Genomic DNA, 20,550 nt, shown 5'->3' with positions numbered 1-20,550 from the left:
TCTTCAGCCCGCTTTGCGGGGTTGGCGGAGCGAAGCGATCATGCGCTCGCCCCATTTCAGCTGGTCGCGCAGATCGGTGATCGCGCCTTCCAGCTCGTCGCGCTGGGCCAGCAGATCGTCGAGGCGCTTGCACGCCAGCTCATAGCTTTTCTCAAGCTGGCTCAACTGGCCGTCGCCCTTGTAGTAAAGATCGAGCAGCTGGCGGATCTCTTCGAGCGAGAAGCCAAAGCGCTTGCCGCGCAGGATCAGCTTGAGCCGGGCGCGGTCGCGTTTGGTAAACAGGCGCTTCTGGCCGATGCGCTGGGGAAACAGCAGTTCCTTGGCCTCATAGAATCGCAGGGTGCGCGGCGTGACATCATAGGTGTCGCACATCTCCCGGATCGTCAGTGTGTCGGTACTCATCACGGTGTCTCGTCTCATCTGGGCCCGGTGGCAGGGGCGCTCTGCGGGCTGGTGTATCCTATTCGATGACGTTGACGTAGTAAGACCTAACGTCACGTTCCAGAGTTACCTTGAGGGACGTAACGTCAACTTGTGTCATTTGTGAAGTCAAAGGCGTCCGGCACCGATGGCGGTGGCGATTTTATGCACTTTTGCGCCGGTGAACTGCGCCGTTTTTCGCCGCTTTGCCAGATTGGGCGGGGATGCTAGGCTGTAGAAATGGAGACATCGGGATCTTTTGCGTTCTTCGTGGCGCAGTGCCAGGGCTGTACGCGCGTCAGCGTGCTTTGGCAGGCGGCGCTGACCTATCTGCACGCTCAGGGTATCAAGATGGTGAGCTACCACAGCAATGATGCGCAGCGGCCCGGGTCGGACCATCTGGGTATCGTCGCCGACGGATTTCCGCAGGATTGGGTCTGTCATTACATCGGTGACAACCTGTCGAAAGTTGACCCGATCCCGCAGCTTGCGGCCCGCGTGGGGCGCCCGTTCCTGTGGTCCAGAGCCGCCGATCTCGAGGCGCTGACCCCGGCGCAGCTTGCCTATCTGCAAGAGCTGAGCAGCAGCGGGCTGGGAGACGGGCTGGCGATGTGCGCCTATGGGCCGGGGATGCGCAACGCCTATGTCGGGCTTGGCTTCGGCGGACCGGCCCCGGATTTGAGCGACACACAGATTTTCGAGCTGCAATGCGCCGTGCAGATCTGCCATCTGAAATACTGCGAGTTGACGGAGTGGCGGCAGGCCTCTTTTGATCCGTTGACCAAACGCGAGCGCGAAGTGCTCGAATGGATTGCACAGGGCAAAAGCAATAGTGTCATCGCGGAGATTTTGGGGATTTCCCGCCATACTGTCGATACATTGCTGCGGCGGCTGTACGAAAAACTGGGTGTGAACGACCGCACGACCGCAGCCATCCGGGGGGTTGGATCGGGGCTGGTGGTCGTCTGACCCCGCGCGCGGCGCGCGGCGTGTCACGCAGGTACGTGACGGATCAGCACCCGCAAAAGATGTATCAGGATCGGGCGAGAATCGCAGGAGCCCGCAAATGACCGATCGGAAATCCGAAGAATACGGCTTCTATAGCCATCCGCGCAAATCCCTCTCGGACGTTGAGCGGCAGGTGATGGACCGCCTGCGCGCCGCCGCCGAGGATGTCGGCGCGGGCGCCTATGCCATTGCGGGTGTGCAACCCAATGAGGTCGTCTCGCAACTGATTATCCTGTCTGCGGAACTGGAACGTCTGGCGAATGTCATCGAGGGGCGCGACCGCGTCAACTGACCGCGCGCTCGGCTGTCAGGTCTTTGCGGCCAATTCTTTCTCGGTCTCGTCGCGCAGGCGGGTCAGCTCGGTCATCGCCTCGTCAAGCTCGCGGCGCTTGGTCGCCAGTTCGCCAAGCTGGCGGGTGGCCATGTCGACCCAGGCGCGCATCTGCGCTTCGGTGCCTTCATGCTCGTAGATCATCAGCCACTGGCGTATTTCCTCCAGCGCAAAGCCGAAGGTGCGCCCGCGCAGGATCAGCTCCATCCGCGCGCTTTCGCGCGGGCCGTAGAACCGTGCGCGCCCCTCGCGGTCGGGCGAGAGCAGCTCGATATATTCGTAGTATCGCAGGGTCCGCGGCGTCACGTCGAACTTGGCGCACATCTCCTTGAATGTCAGACGGTCGTCTGTCGTCATGGCATCGCTCCTCCCTGCCGGACAAGCTAAGGGCAAGAGGGGGCCAAGTGCAACGCCCCCTCTTGCTCTTTGTGCGCCTGTGAGTTGTAAAAGACGGGCGCCACGACCGCCCAATTTCGCAGGATAAAACAGCATGTCAGACAAGACAGCCCTCGCCCGTCAATTCATCGAGGCGTTGCCCCATTCGGTCATGCTGGGGATGGAGCCGCAGGAAATGGGGCAGGGTCGTGCGGCCATCCGGATGCCCTACAAGCCCGAACTGGTGGGCGATCCGGTGACCGGTGTGATCCACGGCGGCGCGGTATCGGCGCTGATGGACACCTGCTGCGGCGCGGCGGTGATGTGCCACCCCGACAACCGCGCGGGCACGGCGACGATCGATCTGCGCATCGACTACATGCGCCCCGCAACCCCCGGACAGGCGATCATCACGCGGGCGCATTGCTATCACCTGACCCGCTCTGTCGCCTTTGTGCGCGCGGTCGCCACGGACGAGGATGAGGACAACCCCGTCGCCACCGCCACCGGCGCCTTTACGGTGGAGAAACGCGCGTGAGCCGGTCGCGTCCCGAACCCGTACAGGTGGTCAAGCAACGGCGCGACGCGGCGCTCGCCGCCTTGGTGGGCACGGTGCCCTACATCCGCTTCCTCGGCATCGCATTCGAGCGGCGCGGGGATGAGATCACCGCGATCCTGCCGTTCAAGCCCGAACTGATCGGCAATCCGATCCTGCCCGCCCTGCACGGCGGGGCCACGGCGGCGTTTCTGGAGGTCACGGCGGTGATGGCGCTCAATTGGCACTACCTGTGGGACGATCTGGAAGCGGGCAAGCTGGACCTTGAGGGCAAGGCGCCCGAAGAGCTGCCGCGCCTGCCCAAGACGGTGGATTTCACCGTGGATTACCTGCGCACAGGCCTGCCGCGCGACGCCTACGCGCGGGCGCGGATCACGCGGGCCGGGCGGCGTTATGCCTCGGTGCAGGTGGACGGCTGGCAGGACAATGTCGCGCGCCCCTACGCGCAGGGGCTGGGGCATTTTGTGATGCCGCGCCCGCGTGAGTGAGGCCGCGACCGGCCCGCTGACCCACCGCCGCGTGCTCAACATCGCGGTGCCGGTGGTGCTGTCGAATGCGACGGTGCCGATCCTGGGCGCGGTGGATACGGGCGTGATCGGCCAGATGGGCCTTGCCGCGCCGATTGGCGCCGTGGGCATCGGCGCGGTGATCCTGTCGGCGTTCTATTGGGTGTTTGGTTTTCTGCGCATGGGCACGGTGGGGCTGACCGCGCAGGCCGAAGGGCGCGGTGACACGGGCGAAGTGGCCGCCCTATTGAGCCGCGCACTGATGATCGGGCTGGGCGCGGGCGTGGTCATCATCGCGGCGCAAACGGCGCTTTTCTGGGCGGCGTTTCAGGTCTCGCCCGCCAGTGCAGAGGTCGAGGCGCTGGCGCGTGACTACATGGCGCTCCGGGTCTGGTCCGCGCCTGCGGCCATCGCCCTTTACGGCATCACCGGCTGGCTCATCGCGCAGGAGCGCACGCGCGCGGTGCTGGTGTTGCAGCTGTGGATGAACGGGCTGAACGTGGTGCTGAACTTCTGGTTCGTGCTGGGCCTTGGCTGGGGTGTCGAGGGCGTGGCGCTGGCCACGGCCATCGCGGAGTGGAGCGGGCTGGCGCTGGGCCTGTGGTTTTGCCGCGCGGTATTTGCGGGCGCGGCCTGGCGCGATTGGCCGGTGGTGATGAGTGCCGCGCGCTGGGCGGGCATGATGCGGGTGAATTCGGACATCATCATACGCTCGCTGTTGCTGGAGGCGATCTTCGTCAGCTTCATGTTCTTTGGCGCGGGGCAGGGGGACGTGACGCTGGCGGCCAATCAGGTGCTGCTGCAATTTTTGATGATTGCGAGCTTTGCGCTGGACGGCTTTGCCTTTACCGCCGAGGCGCTGGTGGGCCGCGCGTTCGGGGCCGCCGACCGCGCGCGGGTGCGCCGCGCGGCGGTGCTGGCATCTGGCTGGGGGATGGCCTCAGCCGGGGTGCTGGCGCTGGCTTATGCGTTGGCGGGCGGGGTCATCGTGGATTTGATGAGCACCAACGAAGACGTGCGCGCGGCGGCGAGGCTGTATCTTCCGTACGTTGCCGTATTGCCGCTGGTGGCCTGCGCGGCCTTCATGCTCGACGGGATCTTCGTGGGGGCGACGCGGAGCCGTGACATGCGCAACATGATGGCGCTGTCGTTTGTCGTCTACGCGGTGGCCGTCGCGCTGTTGCTGCCGCCCTTGGGCAATCACGGGCTGTGGCTGGCGATGCTGATTGCCTTTGTCGCGCGGGGCGTCACGCTGGGATTGCGTTATCCGGCGTTGGAGCGCGCGGCGGCGTAATCCGCGCGCCTGCTGCCCACGGCATCCGCGACCGTGGCAAACCCGTCGCGCGCCAGCAGATGATCGAGCCCTTCGGCGATCCGCGGCACAAGGCTCATCCCGCCGTAGACCAGCGCAGTATAGAGCTGCACGGCGGATGCTCCCGCGCAGATCTTGGCGTAGGCCTGCTCCGCACTGGAAACACCGCCCACCCCGATCAGCGGCACCTCCGTAAGGCCCGCCAATTCGGCCAGCACCTGTGTCGAGCGGTCGAACAGCGGCGCGCCCGACAGCCCGCCCGCCTGATCGCGGTGGGCCGACTGCACCCCCTCGCGGCTGAGCGTCGTGTTCGTGGCGATGATCGCGGCGACGCCGGCACTCTGGGCGACCTCGGCGATTTCGGCAATCTCTGCCGAGGTCAGATCGGGCGCGATTTTCAGGAAAACGGGCGTGCTGCCGCGCTCGGCCATCACGCCCTCCAGCAGCGCCGACAGCGCGGCCTTGCCCTGCAGATCGCGCAGCTTTTCGGTGTTGGGGGACGAGACATTGACGGTCGCAAAATCCACGTGATCGCGGGCGGCGGCCATGACGCGGGCGAAATCCGCCGCGCGGTCGCTGCTGTCCTTGTTGGCGCCAAGGTTCAGGCCGATGGGGATCGCGCGCGGCGCGGCGGCAAGGCGGGTGACAATCGCCTCCACTCCGTCGTTGTTAAAGCCAAAGCGGTTGATCGCGGCGGCATCCTCGGTCAGCCGAAACAGGCGCGGTTTGGGGTTGCCGGGCTGGGCGCGCGGGGTGGCGGCGCCGACCTCAAGAAAGCCGAAACCGCCCAGTTGCAATCCTTTGAGCGCGGTCGCGTTCTTGTCGAACCCGGCGGCAAGGCCGATGGGATTTGGCATGTCGATCCCGGCGACAGTAGTGCGCAGCCGGTCCGAGGTCACCGGCCCCGGCTTGGGCGCAAGCCCCGCCTGCAAGGCGCGGATCGCGAGGCCATGCGCGGCCTCCGGATCGATGCGGCGCAGCACGCTCAGGCCCAGCCCCTCGATCAGCGCGTTCATGCGAAACGGTCCTGCGCGTCCGACGGCGTGGCGCGGATCAGCCGTGAGGTCAGCACGGCGGCCTGACGGTGGACGACGTGTTTTTGGTACTCAGGGTCCGTGACCATGGCGAGGAAGGCGTTTGCACCGGGGTAGCGCACGATGAACATCGCGTCCCACGCCTCATCCTGCGCGCCAATTAGCGTGGCGTCGAAACTGCCGCGCCAGATGACCGCACCGCCGACTTTCTTCAGGATCGGGGCGGTGTGGTTGCCGTACTGCGCGTAGGCCTGCGCGCCGGTCAGACCGTCGCGGGCCAGCACATGATCGCCAGGGTAATTCGCCAGATCGCGGAATTGCACGAGGTTGACCATGTTGATGGGGGTGTCGCGGGGCAGCGCCTTGAACGCCTCGAACTGTTCGCGGGTGGGATCGACGTGATGGCTCATGCGCCTGCCTCCGCGAATCCGGGGGGGAATTGGTGCTGACCGTCCACCAGCGGCAGGGGCTGCGCCCAGATCACATCCGACAGCCGCAGCGCGCGGTAGAGATGGGGAAATTCGGCCCCGCCGCGCGACACCTCCCAGCGCAGATCGGTGCCGCAGGCCTCGGCATCGACGGCCAGCAGGAACAGCCCGTCGGCCCCGTAGAAATGCTTTGCCGCGGTCTCAGCCGCCTGTGCGGCGGTCGAAAAATGCACGTAGCCGTCGGCCACGTCGATGGGCGCGCCGGCGGTTTCGCCCGCGTCGCGCAGGGCCTGCCATTCGTCGGCCCGGAAGATCTTGTAGATATGCATGGGGGTGGTGATGCCTTGCGCCCGTTAATTGGTCAAGGGCGCGCCGGTGACGCAGGGGGAGGTCACGCAGGTTTTGACAGCACGCCTCTGGCGCGCTCTGATAGGGCCAAATTCAACCGACAGGGGACAAACCATGAAACGATTCCTTTTGGGCGCTGCCGCCCTGAGCCTGACCGCCGGCATGGCGAGCGCGGATTACACGCTGACCATCCTGCACACCAATGACTTCCACGACCGGTTCGAGCCGATCAGCAAATACGACGGCCCGTGTTCGTCCGAGGACAACGCGGCCGGCGAATGCTTTGGCGGGATCGCGCGGATGATCACCGCAGTGGCCGAGGCGCGCGCGCGCGGCGGCGAGAACCAGCTGCTGCTGGACGCGGGCGACTGGTTCCAGGGCTCGCTGTTCTACACGCAATACGGCGGCGATCTAGCGGCGGAATTCATGACCCAGCTTGAGTATGACGCGATGGCCGTGGGCAACCACGAATTCGACGATGGCCCCGAAGGGTTCGCGCCCTTCCTCGACAAGGTGTCGTTCCCGGTGCTGTCGGCCAATATCGACGTGAGCCAGAACAACGCGCTGGCAGGCAAGATCGGCAAATCCACCGTGCTTGAGGTCGGCGGTGAGCGGATCGGCATCGTGTCCGTGCTGGCCGAAGACACGCCCGAGACATCGTCGCCCGGCGCAAGCGTCATCTTCTCCTCAGCGGTGGACGCCGCACAGGGCGAGATCGACGCGCTGACCGGTGACGGGGTGAACAAGATCATCCTGCTGACCCACGTGGGCCTGTCGAAAGACCGCGAACTGGCCGAGGCGCTGACGGATGTGGATCTGATCATCGGCGGGCATTCGCACACGCTCTTGAGCAATACCAACGACCGCGCGGCGGGCAGCTATCCGGTGATGGTCGGTGATGTGCCCATCGTGCAGGCCTATGCCTACAGCAAGTATCTGGGGGAGCTGAACGTGACCTTTGACGAAGCCGGTGTCGTCACAGAGGTGGCGGGTGAGCCCATTCTCCTCGATGCCTCGGTGGCCGAGGATGAGGCGGCGGTGGCGCGCATGGCCGAACTGGCAAAGCCGCTCGAAGAGCTGCGCAGCAAGGTGGTGGCCGAGACATCCGAGGCGATTGAGGGCGACCGCAGCGTGTGCCGTGCGCAGGAATGCCCGATGGGATCGCTGATCGCGGATGCGATGCTGGCGCGGGTTGCCGATCAGGGGATCGAGGTTGCGATCCAGAACGGCGGTGGTATCCGCGCCTCCATCGACGCAGGCGAGGTGACGATGGGCGAGGTGATGACCGTGCTGCCGTTCCAGAACACGCTGGCGACGTTCCAGGTGACGGGCGAGACGCTCGTTGCGGCGCTTGAGAACGGGGTAAGCCAGCTGGCCGATGGCGCGGGGCGGTTCCCGCAGGTGGCGGGCATGTCCTATGCGTTTGACGGCAGCGCCGAGGCGGGCAGCCGCATTTCCGACGTGATGGTCGGCGGCGCGCCCATCGAGATGGACAAGCTCTATGGCGTGGTGTCCAACAACTACGTGCGCAACGGCGGTGACGGCTACGCGATGTTCGAGGACGCGCAGAACGCCTATGATTTCGGCCCCGATCTGGCCGAAGTTTTGGCGGACTACATGGCCGAAAACGCGCCCTTCACGCCCTATACGGACGGTCGTATCACGGTGAAGTAAGCCGACCCGCGACGGAATCTTTAGCGCGCGCGGAGCGATCCGCGCGCGCTTTTTCGTGGCTCAAGCCCGGCGGATCCGCAGTTGAAAGCAGTTGTTGCGTGCGGAGCGCAGATCGACGAAGGCGATCTCGTCCCGCGCCAGCAGCGCCGCCGCTGCCTTGGATAGATCCTGTGTGGGCACGATCTGCCCGGTGCCGTAGCGAATGCGTTCGTCGGCCGTGTAGCCTTTGATGAGATAGGTTTCGCCCGGCTTCAGGATTGGTGGCGGCGTCTGACCGTGCCATGCTGTACACGCGTCCGCGCACAGAAAGATCGGCCCGGTTTCCGCATAGGGGTGCAGCCCCGCAAAGGGGCGATGCGCGAGGATCAACATGCCCGCGCCCGCCGGAATGTCGTGCAGGCAGTGGCGACAGGGGTTGCCGTCGCCGTCCGAAATGGCGCGTTCAGCCGGGATGCCATAGGCGTCGGGGACGCCCGCTTGCAGGGCGGCGACGATATCGCTGGGCAGGGGAGTATAGTGCAGGTCGGTCATTCGGTCTCTCCTTCGTGGGTGGGTCTTGCATCGCACGGGGGTGCGTTCGGGAGCGAGCCGGATCCTGCGCATTGATCCTGTGCCAACACCGCCTATCATCGGGCAAGGAGGATGCGCGATGTGTGGACGTATGGCTGTCACGGTACCTATTGATGCGATGGCGCAGGTGTTCGACGCGGCCCCGGCCAATGATCTGCCGATCACGCCCAACTACAACATCTGCCCGACGGTGCAGGTGGCCGTGGTCACCGGTGGCCCCGACCGCGCCCGGCGGCTGGAGCCGATGCGATGGGGGCTTATTCCGCCGTGGTACAAAAAGCCAAACGACGGCCCGCTGCTGATCAACGCGCGCGCCGAGACGGTGCTGGAAAAACCCTCCTTTCGCAGTGCGGTGCACGACCGCCGCGTGCTGGTCGTCGCCAGCGGGTTCTATGAATGGACGAAGGACGCGGATGGTAACCGCGACCCGTGGTACATCACCCGCCGCGATGGCGCGCCGCTGGCCTTTGCGGGGATCTGGCAAGGGTGGCGCACCCCCGAGACCGGCGATAGCAGGCGCACGGTTGCGGCCCTGACCATCGCCGCGAACGCACCCATGCGCGCGATCCACCACCGCATGCCGGTGATTGTCGAGCGTGACGATTATGGCCTGTGGTTGGGCGAGCGCGGAAAAGGCGCCGCTCCGCTGATGCGGGCGGCGCCTGAGGACACGTTGCAGTGGCACCGGGTCGACCGGGCTGTGAATTCAAACCGCGCGGAAGGCCCCGAATTGATCGAACCCTTCGATCCGCCAGAGCCCTAAACGCCTGGCTTAGCCGTCGAGACCGATTTCCGGGGGCGCGTCAAACGTCAGTGCGCCGACAAAAACGTCGATTTCATCGGCTTCGGCATTCTCGTCGAAAACGTTATCGTTCGTCAGGTCGCCGTCCGTGCCGTAACCGACCTGATCCGTGTCCGCGCCGCCGCCATTGCCGCGCTGTTTGGCGACGAATTCGACGCTCATCTCGTCGCTAACCAGCATCGAGATTTCGATCCCGTCCTTAAACATGCCGGTGTCCCAGCTTTTGTCGAGCGCCGTCACCCGAGTGGGTTTGCCAGAGAGGTTGACGAAGGTGACTGTATCGCCTTCCTGGACATAGGTCGTTTCGGGGAAGAAAGCGTTGTCCATCAGCAGGATCTGGTAGCTTTCGGCGCTCACCGGGGCGGCGGCGAACGTCAGAAGGGCGGCCGCGGCCGCCGCGCGTGCGCGAAATGTCTTAAGCATCGTATGCTCCTCGTGTCGGCCCCACCCGGTCACTGCAAGGGTCACTAGCGCGCGATTGTGGCCGAAGTTTGGCGCGGGGGCCGGCGTTAACCAATTTTATGACCGTTCAACGATCCTGTGTCTGCGGGCGCAGCCAGTCACAAAAGGCGACAAGCGCGGCGGGGGGCGGGCGGTCGTCGGGCCAGACCAGAAAATAGCTGCCGATGCTCTCGTTTGTCTTGTCGGAGGCGAGCGTCAGCTGTCCGCCCTTGAGGTAGGGATCGGCCACGAATGTCGGCAGCAGGGCGATGCCCAGCCCATGCACCGCCGCCTGCGCCATTGTCGCGAATTGGTCAAACACCATGCCCTGCGGCGGCTCGCCCCCGTGGCCCACGCCGTCAAACCAGCGCGCCCAGGCGCGCGGGCGTGTCTCAAGATGCAGCAGCGGATGGGAGAGCAGGGCGCCCGCGTCCTCGAACGGGGCGCCGGGCAGATCGGGGGCGCAGACCGGCACCACGATTTCCGGCATCAAGGGCAAGTAATGCACGCCGGGCCAATCCTCGTGGCCGAAGTGGATCGCGGCGTCAAAAGGCGAGGGCCCAAGTGAGAAGGGGCGCAGCCGGGTGGACAGGTTCACCGTGATCTCCGGGTGCGCGGCAGAGAAATCCGATAGGCGCGGCGCCAGCCAATGCATCCCGAACGCAGGCAGGATCGCCAGCGTCAACTCGCCCGATTGGCGTTCCGTCGCCGCGTTGATCGAGGCTTGCGCCAATCGGCCCAGCACCTCGCGCACTTCGCGCACGTATTCCGTTCCTGCCTGCGTCAGCACCAGCTGGCGGCCCTGCCGTGACATCAGTTGCGCGCCCAGCTGCGTCTCCAGCGCCTTGATCTGGCGGCTGATGGCGGATTGCGTCAGCGACAGCTCTGTCGCCGCGCGTGTGGCCGATCCCAACCGCGCGCAAGCCTCGAACGCCACAAGGGCGGAAACAGAGGGCAGATACCGACGCGGTGCGATCATGTATGAGTTTTTCTCATGGGTTGAGGATTATCCATCGTTAGAATCTTTGCCACCGTTGTGCAATAGTGCCTACAAGCCAATGCAACCTCCGCATGAAAGGATTCTGCCATGAACGCCGAAGCCCCCATTCTCAAAGCAAAAGACGCCCCCGATCTGGGCACCTTCCAGTGGGATGACCCGCTGCGCCTAAACGATCAGCTGCACGAAGACGAGCGCATGATCATGGAGAGCGCCCGCGCCTACGCGCAGGAAAAGCTGCAGCCGCGCGTCATCAGCGCCTACGAGAACGAAGAGACCGACGCGGGCATCTTCCGCGAAATGGGCGAAATGGGCCTGCTCGGCGTGACCGTGCCCGAGGAATACGGCGGGCTTGGCGGCTCTTATGTGTCCTACGGGCTGGTCGCGCGCGAAGTGGAGCGGGTCGACAGCGGCTATCGCTCGATGATGTCGGTGCAGTCGTCGCTGGTGATGTACCCGATCTACGCCTACGGCTCCGAAGCGCAGCGCAAGAAATATCTGCCCAAACTGGCGAGCGGTGAGTTTATCGGTTGCTTTGGCCTGACCGAACCCGATGCGGGCTCTGACCCGGCGGGCATGAAAACCCGTGCGGTCAAGACGGCCAATGGCTATAAGCTCACTGGCTCGAAAATGTGGATCTCGAATGCGCCCATCGCGGATGTGTTCGTTGTCTGGGCCAAGAGCGAAGAGCACGGCGGCAAGATCCGCGGCTTTATCCTCGAAAAAGGCATGAAGGGTCTGAGCGCGCCGAAGGTCGGCAACAAGCTGAGCTTGCGCGCCTCGATCACCGGCGAGATTGTCATGGACAACGTCGAAGTGGGGGAGGACGCGTTGCTGCCAAACGTGCAGGGGCTGAAAGGTCCGTTCGGTTGCCTCAATCGCGCACGCTACGGCATCAGCTGGGGCGTGATGGGCTCGGCCGAGTTCTGCTGGCACGCCGCGCGCCAGTACGGACTGGACCGTCACCAGTTCAACAAGCCGCTGGCGCAAACGCAGCTGTTCCAGAAAAAGCTGGCCGATATGATGACCGAGATCACGCTGGGCCTACAGGCTTCGCTGCAGGTGGGCCGTTTGATGGATGAGGCAAACGCCGCACCCGAGATGGTCAGCATCGTCAAGCGCAACAACTGCGGCAAGGCGCTGGATATCGCGCGCCACGCCCGTGACATGCACGGTGGCAACGGCATCTCCGGTGAATTCCAGGTGATCCGCCACATGATGAACCTTGAGACGGTGAACACCTACGAGGGCACGCATGACGTGCACGCGCTGATCCTCGGCCGCGCCCAGACCGGTTTGCAGGCGTTCTTTTGATCCGCTGACGCTTCGGCGTCCCGCTCTATGAACCCGACCCGCGCGCCATCCGGTGCGCGGGTTTCTTTATGCAGCGGCTCAGGCCAGGTGACGGTGCGGCCAGAGGCGCACCACGGCCAACAGCCCCACGGCGACAAAGGGCAGCCCGGCGATAAAGATCCAGCGCGCCGCCGCTTCGGGCTGACCGTCGGCTAGTCCCGCCATATTCGCGACGATGCCAAGGAAGGCGGCCCCGACCGCGTAGCCCGTGCGCTGCACCGTGGGCACGGCGGCGGCGACGACTGCCTGATCCTGCGGGTGGCACAGCCGCGTGGCCATGCGCGGCATGAACGTGAAGGCCGCGCCAAATCCGATCCCCTGCGCCGCCGCCGAGGCCGCGATCAGCCAGATCGGACCACTGGCCACTGACAGCGCGAAGCCCACGATGCTCAGCCCCACAAGGCTGAGGCCGAGGGCGATGTTGCGCGCATCCTCCCGCTCGGGCCTGCCGGAGATCAGCGCGGCAGTTGTCGCCCAGAGGATCGCCTCAAGTGCGACGAGCGATCCGGCGGCGAGCGCGCTGAACCCATGCAGCACCGTCAGGAAATAGGGGGCAAAGGTGCCCACCGCGATGCCCGTCGCGGCGAAGAAAAAGATCATCGCCATGATCGCCGACACCCCGTCGCGCAGCAGCGGGTCAAAGCGCGGCAGCAGGCGGGTCGCGGGCGTCTGCGCGTCGCGCCACAGGAAGGCGGCCAGCAGCGCGATACCGCCCGCGATCAGCAGCGGTGTGGTGACCGGCGACAGATGTTCGCCCCCGTAGGCGATCATCATGATCGCCCCCAGCAGCAGGGCAAGGCGGGTGACGGGAAAGCGCGCCTCGCCCGCGTCATCGCCGCCCAGATCGGCGGGGATGCGCGTCCAGAGCCACAACGCGAGCAGCAACGCGACCGCGGTAAAGCTGAAGAACGCCGCGCGCCAGGTCGCGAACTCGACAAAGGCGCCGCCGATGAGCGGGCCCAGAAACGCGCTCGCCGCCCAGACGGTAGACAGCGCGCCGATGACGCGCGCGCGCAGATGCGGCGCAAACAGCAGCGTGAGTGCCACAAAGGCCATCGCCATCAGCCCGCCGCCGCCCAATCCCTGCAGCACGCGGCCCGCCAGCAGCACCGGCATTGTCGACGCCACGCCTGACACCAGACACCCCAGCGCAAACACGATCGCCGCCAGTGTCATCGGACCGCGCAGCCCGCGCCGGGCGATCAGCAGCCCGCAGGCCGCGCCCATCACGATGGACCCTACCTCATAAAGCATGACAACCCATGAAATCAGCCGCAGCCCGCCGATATCCTCCACGATCGTGGGCAGCATCGTCGCCGTGAGCAGCCCGTCGGCGGCGTGCAGAAAGACCGCCAGACAGGTGATCGCCAGCGGCGCTGCATTGGCGCGCGTCAACACATCGGACCAACGGGCAGTGGGGGCGGGGGTGTGGGTCATGAAGGCTCCGAGCGGTTCTGGTGCAACGTGCGGCGTGGCGCCGCGCAGGACAAGGGGTGAGTCGCGTGAGGACCGGACAATGGTCGGGCCGACCAGTCACACGCAGAACGACAGCCGCATGTGCAAAGGCCTTGAAATGAGGCGTATCCGGGGGGTGATATGGGTTATTTGCACACGTGTGCAAAAAATCATTGCCAAATGCGGCGGCCCGCCCCTACGCTACGATGATAAGCACCGGGGGACAGATATGGCCGAGATCCAACTGCGCAACGTGAACAAGCGTTGGGGCGATTTTGTCGGAGTTGAGAATTTCAACCTCACCATCGCCGACGAGGAGTTTCTGGTGCTGCTGGGTCCTTCGGGCTGCGGCAAAACCACGACCATGCGGATGATTGCGGGTCTTGAGGACGTGACCGAGGGCGAGATCGCCATCGACGGGCGCGTCATCAATGATCTCGACCCCAAGGACCGCGATGTGGCGATGGTCTTCCAAAGCTACGGCCTTTATCCGCACATGAATGTCTACGACAACATCCGCTTTCCGTTGAAGGTGCGCAAGGTCGACCCCGCGACCCACGACGAGCGGGTGCGCCGCGCCTCTGCCATGGTGGAGCTCGATGATTTCCTGCACCGCAAGCCCGCGGAATTGTCGGGCGGCCAGCGCCAGCGCGTGGCCCTTGCCCGTGCCATCGTGCGCGAGCCCAATGTGTTTTTGATGGACGAGCCGCTGTCGAACCTCGACGCAAAACTGCGAGTCTCCACCCGTGCGCAGATCAAGAACCTGTCCCACGAATTGAAGGTCACCACCGTCTACGTGACGCACGACCAGATCGAGGCGATGACGCTCGCCGACCGGGTCGTGGTGATGAAGCAGGGCCGCGTGCAGCAGGTCGGCACCCCGACCGAGATCTACGACAACCCCGCCAACACCTTTGTCGCAAGCTTTATCGGCTCTCCGGCGATGAACCTGATGGACGGCACGATCAAAGACGGCACGTTTGAGGGCAAACATGTGCGCATCGAAGGCTTGCAGGCCGCCGACGGTGCCGTCACGCTGGGCTTTCGCGCCGAGGATGCGTCCGTCACGCCCGCGGGCCAGACCGGCCAGATCACCGCGCCGATCTACACGGTCGAGCTGTTGGGCGATGCGGTTATGCTGGCGGTGCGCGCGGGCGGTCAACTGGTGTCGGTCAAGGCGCCAAAGGATTTCCGCGCGGAGATCGGGGAGGAGATCAGCTTTTCCGTGCCGACCGATATCTGCCACATCTTCGACCAGTCCACGGGCGAGCGCGTCTGAGACCATTGGTCCAATCCATCCCCGGCAAACCGGGGTTTCACCAGGGTGCAGGCTTGCAAGATGCACCCACCAAAATAAGCAAAACAGGGAGTTTGCACATGTTCAAGAAGTTCCTCCTCGCGGGTGTCGTGTCCTTGATGGGCAGCACGGCATTTGCCGCGTGTTCCTACGAGAACGAGACCGAGGTCAAAATGCTCTCCGCCGGGTTTGAAGCCTGGAAAGCAGTGACCGATGCCATGGCCGAGTGCGGCAATTTCCAGGCCGAGCTGGATCAGGAATTCCGCACCAAGCAGCCAGCGGCGTTTGAGGCGAACCCATCGCTTTACCACCTCGGTGGCGTGTCCAACGGCACGATCACGCCTTTGCTGAACGCGGGCACGATCCGTCCCCTCGATGATCTGGTCGAGAAATACGGTCAGAACCTCAAGCCAAACCAGCTGATCCGCATCAACGGTCAGATCATGGCCGTGGCGATGATGGTCAATACCCAGCACCTGATGTACCGCGAGGACGTTCTGTCGGATCTCGGCATCGAGACTCCCACGACATGGGACGAAATGCTGGCAGCGGCGGCCAAGATCGAAGAGGCCGGCGTGGTCGATCACGCGCTGGGCGCCACGCTGAAATCCGGCTGGAACCTCGCTCAGGATTTCAACAACATGTACGTCGGCTTTGGCGGTGAGTTCTTTAATGAGGACAACACCACAGCCGTCAACGGCGAAGCGGGCATGAAGGCGCTGGAGATGATCAAGGCGTCCATGGAATACATGGATCCCGAAGTTCTGGTCAGCGACAGCACCTACGTTCAGCAGCAGTTCCAGCAGGGCAAGATCGCCATGGCGAACCTCTGGGCCAGCCGCGCCGCCGCGATGAACGATGAGGCCGAAAGCCAGGTCGTCGGTAAGGTCAAGATGGCCGCAGCCCCCGCCGCGATGGAAGGCGGCATCCCCGCGACCACGCTGTGGTGGGACGGGATCGTCGTCGCCGCCAACATCTCTGACGAAGAGGCCGATGCCGCCTTCCGTCTGGCGATGGAGGGCATCGACAGCGAAACGGTCAAGGCCAACAACGACGCGGCCATTTGGCTGATCGAGGGCTATGAACCCACCGATCTGGCGGCTGGTGCGATTGCCACGGCGACGGCCCAGCCCGCACCGCCTGCCTATCCCTCGACCTCGCAGATGGGTCTGCTGCACACGGTTCTGGGCAACGAAGTGCCCGCGTTCCTGACCGGTGAGCGGGATGCGGCGGCGACGCTGGTCGCCATCGAGGAAGGCTACACCACCGCCGCGAAAGAAGCCGGCGTTCTGGAATAAGACCACCGGGGCCTGCGGCGGATGTCGCGGGCCCCAATCCGACAGGGGCGTTTTTCGCCGGGGGCACGGGCCCCTCGCCAAGACCGCCAGAGCCACCCTTGCCATCCTTGAGCGGGAGAGAGACCATGAAATTCAAGACATTCGCGGCCTTTGTCGGCCCTTCGGTCTTTATGATGATCCTGTTCATCGCGCTGCCGCTGGTGTCGGTGCTGATCCAGAGCTTTCAGATCACCCAGCCGGTGATGGAACGGATCGAGGTCGAGACCTGCACACCGGGATTTCTCACCCAGACCTGCGTAACCGAAATCAAGACCGTGCCGATCATCGGTGACGATGGCAAGACCGTGACCACAACCGAGTGGACCGGTTTTGAAAGCTACCGAAATGTCCTGCAGATGGATAAGTTCTGGGCGGCGATTTCGAACGGGACGCCGGGCGAGATCCTGCAGATCGATTTCTGGAAGGCGCTGCGCTTTACGCTGATGTTCACGCTGGTGACGCTGCCGCTGGTGATCGGCGTCGGGCTGCTGATCGCGTTGACGGTCAATAATGCCGTGCGTGCGGTGCGCGGGCCGGTCATCTTCATCTCGCTGTTGCCCTTCATCATCACGCCGGTCATCGGGTCGCTGTCGATTTACTGGCTGTTTGTCGGCGACGGCATCCTGACATCCATGATGGAGCGTTGGTCGGGGCAGAACATCTCGATGTTTGCGCAGGCCTGGACGGTCGAATTGCTGATGTACTTCTACCGGGTCTGGCACGTGGCGCCCTTTGCCTTTGTCATCTTCTACGCCGGGCTCCAGTCGGTGAACATGGACACGTTGGAGAGCGCCGTGATCGACGGAGCCAGCCGGTTTGAGCGATTGCGCCACGTGGTCATCCCGCATCTGATGCCGCTGATCATCTTCATCTCGCTGATCCACCTGATGGATTGCTACCGGGTGTTCGAAGAGATCGTGGGCTTTCGCGCCGAAGCGCATGTCAAATCGCTGCAATGGCTGACCTATGATTTCCTGCGCCCTGACGATGCGGGCAACCGCGCGATCAGCCGGGCCTCGGCCAGCGCGATGCTGACCATGATCGGGATCGTCTTTTTGCTGATCCTGCCGCTGCGCCGCACCTGGCGCGACCACAAGGGGGGATCGCACTGATGCAGCTTTATCCATTGAGCGGAGCACGGACATGAGCGCCACATCCAAGGCCATGCGGCAATCGTTGGGGCTGCGCCTCGCATCGGGCAGCTTTCTGGTGTTCTGGTGTATCCTCGCCGCCTTCCCGATCTTCTGGATCACGGTAATGAGCTTCAAATCCCCCGTGGATGCTTTTGCCGACAGCCCGCTTGATGTCATCATGGGGCCGGTGACGCGGGCGGGGGGCAACGGCCTGTCGATCATTGACATCCTGCTGGGCGGGGCGGTGACCTTTTTCGCGCTGCGCTGGGCCTTCACGCGGCTGCCGGGCCTTGTGGCGCGCCTGTCGCCTCCGGGGCTGATCGTGCTGGGCTGGCTGATTGGCGCGGCGGCCTATGCGGTTGTGTTCCTGACGGTGTTTTTTGGCGTGCTGCCGCTGATCCTGGGACCGTTGAACGCGGTTCTTGGCCCGCTGGGCGAGCCCGTGTTGGGCCTGACCACACAGCACTATGTCTCGGTATGGCGGGACAATGAATTCTATCGCAACTTCGGCAATTCGATGCTGGTGACGGCGGGAGTCGTGACCATCTCACTGACGGTCGGCACGCTCGCGGGGTACGGGCTTGCGCGCTCGGGCTCCGATCTGGCGTTCTGGCTGTTGATCCTTGCGCTGATCTTTCGCGCGCTGCCGCATTCGGTGCTGGTGGCGGGCTATCTGCCGTGGTTCATCAACTCCGCCGAGATCCTGCGCCCGATCTTTGGCGAGATTTCTCCCACGCTCTACGGCCAGCCTTGGGCGGTGATCGCGGTGCTGGTGTCGATCAACCAGCCGTTCACGATCTGGATGCTGCGCTCGTTCTTCCAGAACATCCCGAGCGAGCTGGACGAGGCGGCGCGCGTCGACGGCTGTTCGCATTTTCAGGCGTTCCGCCGCGTGATCATGCCGGTGATGTGGCCGGGGGTGATCACCACGGGGCTGTTCTCATTCCTGCTGGGCTATAACGACTTTCTCGTGACGTCGCTGCTGCTGGATGCGCAGAACCAGACGATGGTGCCGGCCATCGCGGGCTACTTCAACCGCGAGACGACGACGACCGATCAGGTCGAAGCGGTCGCGGCCGCCGTGTCGATCACCGCACCGCTGTTCCTGCTGGTGATGGTGTTCCAGCGCCAGATCGTCAGCGGCCTGACAGCGGGAGCGGTAAAGGGATGAGCCGCAACGCGCGCACCGGGGCCACGGCCCGGCATCCGGCGCTGAACCGGATGCCGCGCGATTTCATATCGGGCGGGGGTGCACGTGTTTCCCCCCAATATTTCCCGATTTGAAAGGAGCGATCCCATGAAAGGATCCAGACCAGAACAGGCCGTGCTGACCCGCGACACGGACATGAGCAAAACCGACGACACCCGCGCCGTGATCGAAAACATGGTCGACGGGCTCAATGACCATGCCATCGACGGGATCGGCGCGTTCTTTAACGAAAATTTCCGCTGGCTCGGCAATCAGGGCTGCGGGACCAAGAACGGGCTGACCGAGTTCCAGAACAACTGGCAACGCCCGTTTCAGGCGGCCTTTTCCGACAAGGTCTGCGTGGATGAGGCGCGCCTGTACATGGGCGAATGGGCCGCGGCCTTTGGCCGGCAAGAGGCCGTGCATTCCGGCCCCTTCATGGGCATCGCCCCCACCGGTAAGCGGGTCGAGATCCGGTACATGGATTTCTGGAAGGTCAGCGATGGCAAGATCGAGGATAACTGGGTGATGGTGGATTTCCCGCACGTGCTCGCGCAGCTGGGCGTGGACGTGTTCGGCGGCGAAGGCTGGGAGGCTTTTGACCGCGGCGAAAAGACGCCTCCACGCCCCGATGGAGGAGAAACCGAATGACGATTGAATACCTCAAACGCGGCAAATCCGACGCAGAGCGCGGCGAGGACGATGCCAAGACACGTGGCGTGGTCGAGGCGACGCTCAAGGATATCGAGGCGCGCGGCGACACAGCCGTGCGCGAGCTGAGCGAGAAGTTCGACGGCTACAGCCCCGAGAGCTTTCGCCTCAGCGCGGCAGAGATCGAAGCACTGATCGCCAAGGTCTCCCCGCGCGAGATGGCCGATATCGAATACGCACAGGCCAACGTGCGCAAGTTCGCGCAGGCACAGCGCGACAGCATGCTCGATATCGAGGTCGAGATGCAGCCCGGCGTGATCTTGGGCCACAAGAATATCCCCGTGCAATCCGTCGGCTGCTACGTGCCGGGGGGCAAATTCCCCATGGTCGCCTCCGCGCATATGTCCGTGGCCACGGCCAGCGTGGCGGGCGTGCCGCGCATCATCGCCTGCACCCCGCCCTTCAACGGGGAGCCGAACCCGGCGGTGATCGCCGCCATGCATCTGGGCGGCGCGCATGAGATCTATGTGATGGGCGGCATTCAGGCCGTGGGCGCCATGGCCATAGGGACCGAGACGATCGACCCCGTGCACCTGCTTGTCGGGCCCGGCAACGCCTTTGTGGCAGAGGCCAAGCGCCAGCTTTTTGGTCGTGTGGGCATTGATCTGTTCGCGGGCCCGACCGAGACGATGGTTATCGCGGATGAAACCGTTGACGCCGAGATTTGTGCCACCGATCTGCTGGGGCAGGCCGAGCATGGCTATAACAGCCCCTGCGTGCTGCTGACCAATTCGCGCAAGCTGGCCGAGGAAACGATGGCCGAGATCGCGCGCCTGCTCGACATCCTGCCCACTGCGGGCACCGCGCGCGTCAGCTGGGAGGACTACGGCGAGGTGATCGTCTGCGACACCTACGACGAGATGTTGGCCGTCGCCGATGACATCGCCTCCGAGCACGTGCAGGTGATGACCGACCGCGACGACTGGTTCCTGGAGCATATGACCTGCTACGGCGCGCTGTTTCTGGGCGCGCGCACCAATGTGGCCAACGGCGACAAGGTCATCGGCACCAACCACACGCTGCCCACCAAAAAGGCCGGCCGCTATACCGGGGGCCTGTGGGTCGGCAAATATCTCAAGACGCACAGCTACCAGCGGATCACCACCGACGAGGCCGCGGCCGAGATGGGCGCCTACGGCTCGCGCCTGTGCATGCTCGAAGGGTTTGTGGGCCACGCGGAGCAGTGCAATGTGCGCGTGCGCCGTTACGGCGGCATCAATGTGCCCTACGGCGAAGGCGCGCCCGCACGCGACGCCGCGGAATAGGCGGGCAA

General features: G+C 64.4%; 23 protein-coding genes. 14 read left to right on the top strand and 9 right to left on the bottom strand.

Annotated features, from left to right (window positions below; translation table 11 throughout):
• Window positions 1–3: 3 nt before the first annotated feature.
• Window positions 4–402: a MerR family transcriptional regulator gene (locus tag KDD17_RS10795; RefSeq protein ID WP_212703666.1), complete on the bottom strand. Its 399-nt coding sequence runs from the start codon at window positions 400–402 to the stop codon at window positions 4–6.
• A 258-nt stretch (window positions 403–660) separates the two neighbouring features.
• On the opposite strand from KDD17_RS10795, the gene KDD17_RS10790 reads away from it, so the two are divergent.
• Entirely contained in the window at window positions 661–1,389 is a 729-nt protein-coding gene (locus tag KDD17_RS10790) for a helix-turn-helix transcriptional regulator (RefSeq protein ID WP_212703665.1), read from the top strand.
• 97 nt (window positions 1,390–1,486) lie between these two features.
• Window positions 1,487–1,720, top strand: a complete 234-nt coding sequence (locus KDD17_RS10785) for a hypothetical protein (protein ID WP_212703664.1) — start codon at window positions 1,487–1,489, stop codon at window positions 1,718–1,720.
• A 15-nt stretch (window positions 1,721–1,735) separates the two neighbouring features.
• On the opposite strand, the gene KDD17_RS10780 is transcribed toward KDD17_RS10785, so the two are convergent.
• Window positions 1,736–2,116, bottom strand: coding sequence for a MerR family transcriptional regulator (locus KDD17_RS10780; protein ID WP_212703663.1), 381 nt, complete (start codon window positions 2,114–2,116; stop codon window positions 1,736–1,738).
• A 133-nt stretch (window positions 2,117–2,249) separates the two neighbouring features.
• Between KDD17_RS10780 and KDD17_RS10775 the strand changes: the two genes are divergently transcribed.
• From KDD17_RS10775 to KDD17_RS10765, 3 genes are read left to right on the top strand one after another with little or no spacing between them, the layout of a single operon-like run.
• Complete coding sequence (locus tag KDD17_RS10775; protein WP_212703662.1) at window positions 2,250–2,672, top strand: PaaI family thioesterase; 423 nt, start codon at window positions 2,250–2,252, stop codon at window positions 2,670–2,672.
• Entirely contained in the window at window positions 2,669–3,178 is a 510-nt protein-coding gene (locus tag KDD17_RS10770) for a PaaI family thioesterase (RefSeq protein ID WP_212703661.1), read from the top strand. Before KDD17_RS10775 ends, KDD17_RS10770 begins: the two co-directional genes overlap by 4 nt.
• A complete protein-coding gene (locus KDD17_RS10765; RefSeq protein WP_212703660.1) occupies window positions 3,171–4,490 on the top strand; it encodes an MATE family efflux transporter in 1,320 nt (439 codons plus the stop codon). The genes KDD17_RS10770 and KDD17_RS10765 overlap by 8 nt, the downstream gene beginning before the upstream one ends.
• Here the strand turns inward: KDD17_RS10765 and KDD17_RS10760 are convergent.
• From KDD17_RS10760 to KDD17_RS10750, 3 genes are read right to left on the bottom strand one after another with little or no spacing between them, the layout of a single operon-like run.
• On the bottom strand, window positions 4,460–5,524 hold the full coding sequence (locus KDD17_RS10760) for a quinone-dependent dihydroorotate dehydrogenase (RefSeq protein WP_212703659.1): 1,065 nt from the start codon (window positions 5,522–5,524) through the stop codon (window positions 4,460–4,462). The two genes, KDD17_RS10765 and KDD17_RS10760, sit on opposite strands and share 31 nt — an antisense overlap.
• On the bottom strand, window positions 5,521–5,952 hold the full coding sequence (locus KDD17_RS10755) for a DUF1330 domain-containing protein (RefSeq protein WP_212703658.1): 432 nt from the start codon (window positions 5,950–5,952) through the stop codon (window positions 5,521–5,523). The genes KDD17_RS10760 and KDD17_RS10755 overlap by 4 nt, the downstream gene beginning before the upstream one ends.
• The gene (locus tag KDD17_RS10750; protein WP_212703657.1) at window positions 5,949–6,299 is read right to left on the bottom strand and encodes a DUF952 domain-containing protein; all 351 of its coding nucleotides are present in this window, start codon (window positions 6,297–6,299) and stop codon (window positions 5,949–5,951) included. The genes KDD17_RS10755 and KDD17_RS10750 overlap by 4 nt, the downstream gene beginning before the upstream one ends.
• 133 nt (window positions 6,300–6,432) lie before the next feature.
• Here KDD17_RS10750 and KDD17_RS10745 point away from each other — a divergent pair, with 133 nt between their 5' ends.
• Entirely contained in the window at window positions 6,433–7,992 is a 1,560-nt protein-coding gene (locus KDD17_RS10745) for a bifunctional metallophosphatase/5'-nucleotidase (protein ID WP_212703656.1), read from the top strand.
• Window positions 7,993–8,052: 60 nt separating this feature from the next.
• Here the strand turns inward: KDD17_RS10745 and KDD17_RS10740 are convergent, their stop codons facing one another.
• Complete coding sequence (locus KDD17_RS10740) at window positions 8,053–8,523, bottom strand: DUF1203 domain-containing protein (protein ID WP_212703655.1); 471 nt, start codon at window positions 8,521–8,523, stop codon at window positions 8,053–8,055.
• Between the two features lie 118 nt (window positions 8,524–8,641).
• Between KDD17_RS10740 and KDD17_RS10735 the strand changes: the two genes are divergently transcribed.
• On the top strand, window positions 8,642–9,325 hold the full coding sequence (locus KDD17_RS10735) for an SOS response-associated peptidase (RefSeq protein ID WP_212703654.1): 684 nt from the start codon (window positions 8,642–8,644) through the stop codon (window positions 9,323–9,325).
• A gap of 9 nt (window positions 9,326–9,334) precedes the next feature.
• Here KDD17_RS10735 and KDD17_RS10730 read toward each other — a convergent pair whose 3' ends face one another.
• Both KDD17_RS10730 and KDD17_RS10725 read right to left on the bottom strand, forming a co-directional pair.
• On the bottom strand, window positions 9,335–9,787 hold the full coding sequence (locus KDD17_RS10730) for a cupredoxin domain-containing protein (RefSeq protein ID WP_212703653.1): 453 nt from the start codon (window positions 9,785–9,787) through the stop codon (window positions 9,335–9,337).
• Window positions 9,788–9,893: 106 nt separating this feature from the next.
• On the bottom strand, window positions 9,894–10,784 hold the full coding sequence (locus KDD17_RS10725) for a LysR substrate-binding domain-containing protein (protein ID WP_212703652.1): 891 nt from the start codon (window positions 10,782–10,784) through the stop codon (window positions 9,894–9,896).
• Window positions 10,785–10,892: 108 nt separating this feature from the next.
• Between KDD17_RS10725 and KDD17_RS10720 the strand changes: the two genes are divergently transcribed.
• Window positions 10,893–12,116, top strand: coding sequence for an acyl-CoA dehydrogenase (locus tag KDD17_RS10720; RefSeq protein WP_212703651.1), 1,224 nt, complete (start codon window positions 10,893–10,895; stop codon window positions 12,114–12,116).
• Between the two features lie 78 nt (window positions 12,117–12,194).
• Here KDD17_RS10720 and KDD17_RS10715 read toward each other — a convergent pair whose 3' ends face one another.
• Window positions 12,195–13,592, bottom strand: coding sequence for an MFS transporter (locus KDD17_RS10715; protein ID WP_212703650.1), 1,398 nt, complete (start codon window positions 13,590–13,592; stop codon window positions 12,195–12,197).
• 247 nt (window positions 13,593–13,839) lie between these two features.
• On the opposite strand from KDD17_RS10715, the gene KDD17_RS10710 reads away from it, so the two are divergent.
• From KDD17_RS10710 to hisD, 6 genes are all read left to right on the top strand, one after another.
• A complete protein-coding gene (locus tag KDD17_RS10710; RefSeq protein ID WP_212703649.1) occupies window positions 13,840–14,889 on the top strand; it encodes an ABC transporter ATP-binding protein in 1,050 nt (349 codons plus the stop codon).
• A gap of 98 nt (window positions 14,890–14,987) precedes the next feature.
• Window positions 14,988–16,205 carry an ABC transporter substrate-binding protein gene (locus KDD17_RS10705; protein ID WP_212703648.1) on the top strand — a complete coding sequence of 406 codons (1,218 nt, stop codon included), beginning with the start codon at window positions 14,988–14,990 and terminating at the stop codon, window positions 16,203–16,205.
• Between the two features lie 125 nt (window positions 16,206–16,330).
• Entirely contained in the window at window positions 16,331–17,356 is a 1,026-nt protein-coding gene (locus KDD17_RS10700) for a carbohydrate ABC transporter permease (protein ID WP_212703647.1), read from the top strand.
• Window positions 17,357–17,387: 31 nt separating this feature from the next.
• Window positions 17,388–18,548 carry a carbohydrate ABC transporter permease gene (locus tag KDD17_RS10695; RefSeq protein ID WP_212703646.1) on the top strand — a complete coding sequence of 387 codons (1,161 nt, stop codon included), beginning with the start codon at window positions 17,388–17,390 and terminating at the stop codon, window positions 18,546–18,548.
• Window positions 18,549–18,674: 126 nt separating this feature from the next.
• On the top strand, window positions 18,675–19,217 hold the full coding sequence (locus KDD17_RS10690) for an ester cyclase (protein WP_212703645.1): 543 nt from the start codon (window positions 18,675–18,677) through the stop codon (window positions 19,215–19,217).
• Window positions 19,214–20,542, top strand: coding sequence for a histidinol dehydrogenase (hisD, locus tag KDD17_RS10685; protein WP_212703644.1), 1,329 nt, complete (start codon window positions 19,214–19,216; stop codon window positions 20,540–20,542). The genes KDD17_RS10690 and hisD overlap by 4 nt, the downstream gene beginning before the upstream one ends.
• Window positions 20,543–20,550: the final 8 nt, after the last annotated feature.

It is taken from the genome of Sulfitobacter albidus (assembly GCF_018200035.1).
Classification (GTDB): domain Bacteria; phylum Pseudomonadota; class Alphaproteobacteria; order Rhodobacterales; family Rhodobacteraceae; genus Sulfitobacter; species Sulfitobacter albidus.
Note: the sequence above shows the minus strand (reverse complement) of the source record. Positions and strands in the feature narration are given on the sequence as shown.